This window comes from Microcoleus sp. Pol11C2, from assembly GCF_036701505.1.
In the GTDB taxonomy this organism is placed as follows: Bacteria; Cyanobacteriota; Cyanobacteriia; order Cyanobacteriales; family Microcoleaceae; genus Microcoleus.
Map to the genome: position 1 here is coordinate 1 of NZ_JAUBQX010000033.1, position 8,783 is coordinate 8,783.

At 47.3% G+C, this 8,783-nt stretch carries 6 protein-coding genes and 1 pseudogene; 3 read left to right on the forward strand and 4 right to left on the reverse strand.

Annotated elements, in window-relative coordinates; translation table 11 throughout:
• A pseudogene (locus tag QUA42_RS18385) lies at nucleotides 1–242 on the reverse strand (photosystem II q(b) protein); the annotation flags it as partial.
• Nucleotides 243–438: 196 nt separating this feature from the next.
• Complete coding sequence (locus QUA42_RS18390; RefSeq protein ID WP_333138914.1) at nucleotides 439–2,184, reverse strand: alpha/beta hydrolase; 1,746 nt, start codon at nucleotides 2,182–2,184, stop codon at nucleotides 439–441.
• Nucleotides 2,185–2,470: 286 nt separating this feature from the next.
• Between QUA42_RS18390 and QUA42_RS18395 the strand changes: the two genes are divergently transcribed.
• On the forward strand, nucleotides 2,471–3,451 hold the full coding sequence (locus QUA42_RS18395) for an Npun_R2479 family HD domain-containing metalloprotein (RefSeq protein ID WP_333139008.1): 981 nt from the start codon (nucleotides 2,471–2,473) through the stop codon (nucleotides 3,449–3,451).
• 400 nt (nucleotides 3,452–3,851) lie between these two features.
• The gene (gene ligA / locus QUA42_RS18400; RefSeq protein ID WP_333138916.1) at nucleotides 3,852–6,050 is read left to right on the forward strand and encodes an NAD-dependent DNA ligase LigA; all 2,199 of its coding nucleotides are present in this window, start codon (nucleotides 3,852–3,854) and stop codon (nucleotides 6,048–6,050) included.
• Nucleotides 6,051–6,168: 118 nt separating this feature from the next.
• Here the strand turns inward: ligA and QUA42_RS18405 are convergent, their stop codons facing one another.
• On the reverse strand, nucleotides 6,169–6,393 hold the full coding sequence (locus QUA42_RS18405) for a hypothetical protein (RefSeq protein WP_333138918.1): 225 nt from the start codon (nucleotides 6,391–6,393) through the stop codon (nucleotides 6,169–6,171).
• 12 nt (nucleotides 6,394–6,405) lie between these two features.
• Here QUA42_RS18405 and QUA42_RS18410 point away from each other — a divergent pair, with 12 nt between their 5' ends.
• On the forward strand, nucleotides 6,406–6,819 hold the full coding sequence (locus QUA42_RS18410; protein WP_333138920.1) for a hypothetical protein: 414 nt from the start codon (nucleotides 6,406–6,408) through the stop codon (nucleotides 6,817–6,819).
• Between the two features lie 400 nt (nucleotides 6,820–7,219).
• Here QUA42_RS18410 and QUA42_RS18415 read toward each other — a convergent pair.
• On the reverse strand, nucleotides 7,220–8,783 hold a 1,564-nt coding region (locus tag QUA42_RS18415; protein WP_333138922.1), incomplete at its 5' end, for a CHAT domain-containing protein.

The window sequence follows — 8,783 nt, forward strand, 5'->3', positions numbered from 1 at the left end:
GCACCTGTGATGATGTTGTTACCGTACATCAAGGAACCTGCTACTGGTTCGCGGATGCCGTCGATGTCCACTGGAGGAGCAGCGATGAAGGCGATGATGTAGCAGATGGTGGCGCTGAGCAAGGTAGGAATCATCAAGACGCCGAACCAACCTACATAAATGCGGTTGTCGGTTGATGTGACCCACTCACAAAAGCGTTCCCAGACGTTGGCGCTTTCGCGCTGCTGTAAGGTTGTTGTCATGGTTTTATGATTGCTGTATTTGGTTGTCAATGTTCGGATGATGTTTATATTATTAACGGTGTTGTTAAGGTTTGTAAAGGGGTTTGACGACAGTTAAACTGATGACTGTGATTAGGAAAGCTGATGAAAACAGAGAGATGGGCGATCGCCCCCGCGCGAAAAGATATGCCAGCGTGCTCTTCGGCGCACCTCAACCCTAACGAACGGGAGCTATGGGAGGTGGAGAAGGTAGAGGAACAGGAGCGAGGACAGGTGGAGAGACTGGCCTGCGAGCAGGTGGAGAAATCCTGAACTGCAGAAGTTGCTGCGGGGTGAGCGATCGCAAAATTCTCAGTCCGAGAGTGTCTCGGGAGATGCTTAAAGCGTAGGATGGCTCCAAATATGGGCGGAAATTGGATTTGTTGTTCAAATAGCTTTCCATGAAAGCTAGGCTAAGTCCGCTGAGGTAGCGGCGGGCTAAAACTGGTTCCGGCCCGATGACCTCTGGTGGTGGCAGAAAGAGGCTTTGAGGGGAATCCTCGATCGTTGAGAAGTGAGTCCCGTTTATCATCAATACCAGATATTTGTTGAGCGATGTCAGCCAAGTGAACGGCTGAATTTGTTCCAGCAAAGCGGGGGCGACGGTATCGGCGCTGCCTGCGATTACCATGACTGGGATTTGGATTTTGCTGAGGTTTGTTTCTCCGAGAATGCTGCTGACGATCGGGTTGACGGCGATCGCAGCTTTGATGCGCGGGTCGTCGAAATTGTACTGGTTGCGCTCTAGGCCGCGGGCGCGGCACTGCAACAGTAGGGAGAGGTTCCAAGTATCGTTTTCGAGTCCGCAATCTTTGTCTAGCTGTGCAAAATTAATCTCCGCGCCGGCTAATGCTAAAGCCGTATAGCCACCGAAAGACTGGCCTATGACGCCGACTCGCTGCAAGTCAAGCTGCCCTTGGTAGGTCGGGTCGGTTGTAGATAGTTTGGTTAAATAATCGAGCAGGTCTTTGATGTCGAGGGGACGGTTGACAAATTCTGCTGGTTCTGCTACTTGATTGGCTCTGCCTGTTACTAAGTCTTGGATTTGTTGGGCGTTGCTGCCGGGGTGTTCGGGGACGGCGACGGCAAAGCCGTAGGAGGCTAGGTGTTTTGCTAAATACTCGAAGGAAAGGCGATCGGAACCTAAACCGTGTGAAATTACTACTACTGGGGCCGGTTCCTGACTGCCATGCGGCAGGTAAATGTCCATATCAAACGTGCGAGGGCGATTTGGACTCGTCACAGTTACCGATGATTTTTTCCAAGTATAGGGGCCCGGTAGCTGGGGCTGCTGCATTTGGGCCGGCGGTATGGCGGATTCAGAGGCTGCTTGTGCTTCGGACAACTGGGCGACTCCGGCGATCGTCTGATTGGAACGGTTGATCAGTGATGTCAGCTCGTTGGCGATACCCAAGCCACGAGCGATGTCAATCCTGATGCCATAGGTGGGGAATTTCCGCAGCACGTTGAGAATTGTCAGCCCTTCTGGATCTGAGGCTGCTAAAATCAGGGCGGCTCGGATGGCATAAAATCCAGGCTGCCGAGCTTTGGTTTGAATTACTCGGCCTAAGCGTCTCAGCAGCACTTCTCCTTGAGGCGTGTAAAGGAATTGGGCGATCGTCACGGGGCTGATTTCAGCTTTCGCTTGCAGGGCGCTGCGAATCTCAGCTAGCTGAGATTCTTTGATGTACTGAGCGAAGCCGTCCAAGTTTGAGTCTATTTTGCCTTCTTTGGCTAAAAGTGCCAGGGATTCGATGGGAACTGATTCTTCTAGCGGCCCGTAAGTTACGTAAATTCGCTCGGCACCCATTGCCGGTGCGGCGGTGCAAACAGCCGTGAATGCACACAATCCTAGGTATTTTTGGGCGATCGACCGCCGAGTGCGAAGGGCAGCAGTGGAGAGGCTCGAAAAAAGACAGTTCATAACTTTCACACCTAGGACTTCTAATAATTAGTCGGTGAAACGATGTAAATTGTTTCGTCAAAATTTAATACCCAAAAATCGCTCTGTTGCTTCGGATACTTCAGAAATTAGGTTATCTTGGGAAGCATAGCCAAAAAAGAAATTTTCTGACCTGACAAGACTAGCTGAAATTTAAAATTCAACGCCGAGGGGTCAAACCTACTGGAAGGCCCTTTGATTATTTTTTCAGCTATGCAAGATATTTTCGATCAAGTTTGTAACTACAGCCTGAGTGAGAGAATTTATGATGTTCAATGCAACTGCTATCCTGATTGACGCTTTTGTGCAAGAGTTGCAGGCCGGCTACCGTCGCACCTACGGCAAGTACAAGCCTGACTACCCTGAAATTATCGCCTGGGCAGGGACTATGGCTCTGGAAAATATCGCTAACTGCGATGCTCTATACCACAATGTGGAACACACAATGCTCGTGGCTTTGGTGGGACAAGAGATTCTCCGCGGCAAGCATATTCGCGAAGGGGGAGTGTCGCCGGAAGATTGGCTGCACTACCTGATCTCGCTGCTGTGTCACGATATCGGCTACGTCAAAGGTGTTTGCCGCCAAGACCAAGAAGCTGTGGGACTATATGCTACGGGTATTGACGGGGGCATGGTTTCTGTGCCAATCGGGGCAACTTCTGCCAGTTTAACTCCTTATCATGTCGATCGAGGAAAACTCGTAATTGACGAACGCTTCGGGGGCCACACATTAATTGATGCCGAACAAATCAAGCGCAATATTGAATTGACGCGCTTCCCAGTTCCTGCTAGCGAAACTCATCAAGACAGAAACAATTATTCTGGACTCGCTAGAGCCGCCGATTTGATCGGCCAGTTGAGTGATCCAAATTACCTGCGAAAAATAAGTGCCCTGTTCTACGAATTTGAGGAAGTCGGCACTAATAAAATCTTGGGCTACAAGTCTCCGGGAGATTTGCGGCAAAATTACGCCAAGTTTTATTGGAATGGAGTTTTTCCCTACATTCCAGCAGCTTTGAACTACTTGGAATTGACCCAGGGAGGCAAACAAATTATTGCCAACCTCTACGCCAATGTATTTCAGGTTGAACACGCTGAACCGCTCGCTTTCACAAAGCCAAACGCTCAAGAATTCACCAAAGCCCGCGCCACTGGCAACTTAAACGGCGAAAAAAATAGTGAGAATTTGCAACCTTCCTTGTCCGGGGAAAACAAGGCATTTGGGGATTTTACCGACTTGAATTTGTAATGATTTACGCGCCGAATTATGCAGCTATAAAGGCGACTAAGTGGATTTTAAAATTGATAATTCTGTGTGATAGGTTGGGCGGAAGTTTCGGCTTTCACTCAGTCGAACGATTTGAAATTTACTCCATACATGAATCTGGGAGGTTGAACAAGAGTCGAAAATTTTGGCCGACTGGCGACTCCTGTCGGAAATTAAGTATCCGTTTTCGGGCAGGGTGAGAATTAGGATAAGTTTTGATTTTCTCGTTGCTGGAGCTTTGTTTTTAGCTCAAATTGAGATCGAGCGTCTTCAATCTAAAATTGCTCTGGCAGGCGAGAGGTTACTTGCTCCTTTTTTTTGAGCTAAAATGAAGAGTTATAATCAAAAAATTAACATCGAAAATCGAAAACCTTAAATTGATATGGCAGCAGAGATTCAGCAACAAATTCAACAGTTGAGGCAGCAGCTACAGGAAGCTAGCTATGCTTATTATGTTCTCGATGCGCCGATCATGCCAGATGAAGTGTACGATCGACTTTATCGCCAGTTACAAGAATTAGAATCAGATTATCCTGAATTAATTACTGCGGAAAGTCCCACTCAGCGCGTGGGAGAACAACCTGCTACTCAATTTTTTAGCGTCAAACACAATATTCCTCTCTACAGTTTGGAAAATGCTTTTAATTTTGAAGAATTTGCTAAATGGCAGGAACGCTGGCAAAGGTTAGCACCCCCCCTAACCCCCCCTTATCAAGGGGGGGGACAAGAGGGAAATGCACCCCCCCTAACGCCCGGTCAAGAAGGAAATGTACCCCCCCTAACCCCCCCTTATGAAGGGGGGGGACAAGAGGAAATAACATCTTCGATTAGCAATCAGGAAAACAGGGAAATTACTCCCCCCCTTAGCAAGGGGGGGTTGGGGGGGATTTCCTATGTTTGCGAATTGAAAATTGACGGTTCTGCTTTAGCGTTAACCTATGAAAATGGAGTTTTAGTTCGCGGTGCGACGCGGGGAGACGGCATTGCGGGAGAGGAAATTACTCAAAATGTTAAGACTATTCGATCGATTCCTTTAAAGCTCAATTTAGATAATCCGCGGCCTGTTGTGGAAGTGCGGGGAGAGGCTTTTTTGTCTTTAGCTGTGTTTGAGGAAATTAATCGGGAACGGGAAAAAGCCGGGGAACAATTGTTTGCTAATCCTCGCAATGCTGCGGCGGGTACGCTGCGGCAGTTGGATTCTAAAATTGTGGATAAGCGACGGTTGGATTTCTTTGCTTATACTCTGCATTTAGATGAGGGTAACGAGGAGAAAACGCAGTGGGAATCGTTGGAATTGTTGCGAAGAATGGGGTTTAAGGTAAATCCCCATCGCAAAATTTGCTATTCTTTGGATGAGGTTCGGGAGTATTACGAATATTGGGATACTGAACGGCGGAATTTGCCTTACATGACTGATGGGGTTGTTGTTAAGATTAATTCGGTTTTGCTGCAACGACAATTGGGTTTTACTCAGAGGTTTCCGCGTTGGGCGATCGCACTGAAGTATCCCGCCGCCGAAGTCCCTACAATAGTAGAAGCTGTCACCGTGCAAGTAGGGAGAACCGGGGCTCTGACTCCTGTAGCGGAACTCAAACCGGTGCAGTTGGCGGGGACGACGGTTTCGCGGGCTTCTCTCCACAACAGCGATCGACTTTCAGATCTGAACCTCCACATTGGCGATACTGTAATTGTTAGAAAAGCTGGGGAAATTATACCAGAAGTTGTGCGAGTTTTGCCAGAACTTCGCCCCCCAAATGCTCAACTTTTTCAAATTCCTAGTTGCTGTCCCGAATGCAAACAGCCTGTAGTTCGGGAAAAGGGGGAGGCCGTTACTCGCTGCATTAATACATCTTGTCCAGCAATTTTGAGGGGTTCGCTGATTCATTTTTGCAGCCGGGATGCTCTGGATATTAACGGTATTGGGGAAAAATTGGTGCAGCAGATGGTTGATAGCAATCTGGTGCATTCTGCGGCGGATTTGTACGATTTAACAGCGGAAAGATTGATGAGTTTGGAACGCATGGGTAAGAAGTTAGCAGAAAAGTTGGTAAGTGCGATCGCCCAATCGAAAAATCAACCTTGGTCGCGGGTACTTTACGGCTTGGGTATCCGCCACGTCGGAACAGTCAACGCTCAATTGCTGACAGAAAGGTTTGCCAATGTGGAAGAGTTAGCAGCGGTATCGGCGGCATCGATTGAGGGGGTTTACGGCATCGGGTCGGAAATTGCTCAAGCTGTTTATCAGTGGTTTCGAGTGCCTGCCAATCAAAGTTTAATTGCACGGTTGAAAACTGCCGGCTTGCAATTGCAGTCAGAAGTGAGAAATTCCAATTTAGCCAGCACAAATTTACAACTTGCAGGCAAAACTTTTGTGCTGACTGGAACTTTGCCCACTTTGAAACGAGATGAAGCTAAAGATTTGATTCAAAAAGCAGGCGGTAAAGTCACAAGTTCTGTGAGTGCTAAAACAGATTATGTGGTTGTGGGAGAAGATGCGGGTTCTAAGTTGGAAAAGGCTCAATCTTTGGGGATAGAACTACTGTCGGAAGCTGAGTTATTAGAACTGCTATCAAAACCCTAAATGATTGATGAAAGTCAATATCTCTCTCTTTTTTCTTTCTCGGCGCCCTCTGCGATCTCTGCGGTTCGTAAAAAAGCTGATTCACTTGAACCATTTTCCGAGAACATCACCAACTATTCTATTGCGCCAAATGCAAAATAGCCGATAGCGAATTGGGCAATACCTCAAAAGGCATATAAAGCCCGTTAGCGAAGCCCTCGAAGAGGATCGCACTTGGTGAATATACATACTTCCCCGGCGGTGCTGCCCGAATCTGTTGTCGGTACAGGCTAGTTTTGCTAAAATTTGATAAAGTTTGCAATAGCGAGGGCAACTGCCAGCTTAGCAAAATCTCAGCAATCATAGGAGATACATTATGTCTGAAATTCCAGCAGAACAAACACAAACAAACTTGACAACTCCAGAAACAACTACTGCAAGCTCAATTTCTGGGGTGGAAAACGTGAAAAACAGTTTGGGAAATGTCCTAAATAGTTGGAAACTGAAAGCAGGATTAGCCGTTGCTGTACTTTTGGGAGTTTTGCTATTTGCTTTCTACTGGCAGCATATGATTGCAGTCGTAGGTATGAAGAGTTGGTCGGCGCGATCGGGAGCTCAGCCAATCGAATGTATGGTAAGAGATACTAATAACGACGAGTATGTCAGTTGCAGCGCCCTCCTCGATCAGCAGATTGTCCCTCTTGAGTGCAGTTCGAGTTTGTTCAATATCGGCTGTCGAGTCAATTACGGAACTGCGGCACCAAATCCGAGACAAATCAACCCTAGATAGAGCATCTGCGGGTTAGAGATAATTGTTCAAGGAACAGATTTGCTACTTAAAATAGGGGACTTACAAAAAAAATCTCACCGTGAAAATAGTCCAGCAATAAAGAGCGGAAAAGTCTTGCTTTTATTGTTGTAAATTAGCAGGTAAGTAGACTTACCTGCTATTGCCATGAGGTAATCTGTGATAGATGATGTGCCGCAGTATATTGGCGATCCGAAGATTTTTGATGATATTACTTTGGTGGTGAGGAAACACAAATAGAGTTCCAAACCCCCTGGAGCGATCGGCGGTTGAAATAGGGGCAGCCACGGGGGAACCGCCCCAACCACCCCAAGCGGGCATGTTTCCTAATGTAGAAACTTTCGTCCCTCAGAAGCGGAGACTGAAAAATAAAGATGGCAGCTTACCAAGGGCTTCCGATCATGGTGAAACTACTCCAGTAGTAAGGATGAGAAAAATTTTGGTTTGCTTGTTGTAAATTAGCAGGTAAATTTAACTTGTCGCCTGTTGTTACTAGCTGTCCGTTTTCCAGCCGCACTTTACCGGACATTATTGCTTTTTGAGCCAGTTGCAAAGCTTCTGCTTTAGTTGTGGTTCCTCGCAACTGGTGGTAAAATTCGCTCATCAGCCCCAAAGTGCCTCCATCGTCAACATACCACAAACTCCCTAAAGCAGATTTCGTGCCGGATTTTACTGCTAAACCTCCAAAACCTAACTCTGCTTCCCGATCGCCCAAAGCAGTTCTACAAGCACTCAATACTAACAAGTCTACCTGCGGATTGCGCCAATTTAAACTCTCCATGCGATCGAGCTGCAATTTGGAATTCCACAGTTGAATGTAGGAATTGCTCGCTTTTCCCGGTTTGAATTCAGCGTGAGTTGCTAGGTGAACGATCCGAAATCCTCCCTTGGCATGTTCCGAGTTGAGATTATCTAAAGTGAAAGTGGAATTGAGGAATGATGGGCCCTGCCACTGAGCCACAATCGCCTGCAATTCGATCGGCACATTGGGCAATGGCTGTTGCTCAACAAATTCTGACCTTCCCATTGCTAACACTGTGGCGTCTCTAAGTGCTTTATAATCGGTATTAGTCGAACTAAAACTTGGAATTAGGCTGAAACTGTATTTTTCCATCAAGAAGCCTTTACCGTCGTGCAACGCGGCAAAGGGCAGGCTTCGCAATCCCGCATCGACTGACACTAACAAAGTCTGAATTCCTAAGTTTTCTAAGTCTTTTTCTAGGGGTGCGATCGCCCATTTATATAGTTGCTGGGCGGCGGGTAGATAACTGGTACCACCGCGTTTTGCGGGATTGGTGATTTCATCGCGCAACTCCTTAACCGTGGAGAAAAGAGCTGCTCTGTTGGCTTCGGGGACGCTGTAGTGAATCGGCCGCCCCACCGGAGCAACTAAAATTAGTTCCAGTCGATGGGCTCGCGAGACTATGTAGATAATACCAGGCCGCTTGCCGGTTTGCTGTTCCATATTTTGTAAAGTTTCTTGGAATGTCGAAATCAAGGTTTTTTCCTCTGGGAGGTTGGCTTTTACTCCCAGGTATTCTCCAAATTCTTGATTCCTCATTTCTTCGATTCCCCAGACTGTTTTCTGTATGTCGTTACCTTCAAAAAGTCGATCGGGAGGCAGGGCGTACCCCAGAGCTAAATTAGAAGTAGGGTTGACTGTTGGTGGTTGTTTTAATTCTGGTGCGGACGGTACGATGTCGGCGGGTAATTGACTGGTGATACTTTGATCGATAGTTAAAATTTGATCGGAAGCAGCAACAGCGGGACTGTCTCGCGGTGGAGTTTTCGGGGGTTGAAAGTCTTCTGAATCAGGGGTTGAAGGTTGCGGTGCGGGTGTATCTGCGGCTGTGGGCGATGCTGGTGTGGCGACGGGTGCGATCGGCTTTAAGGGATCTTGTACAGATTCTAGGGCTGACGTTACCTGCTGATTTTCCTGCTGAATT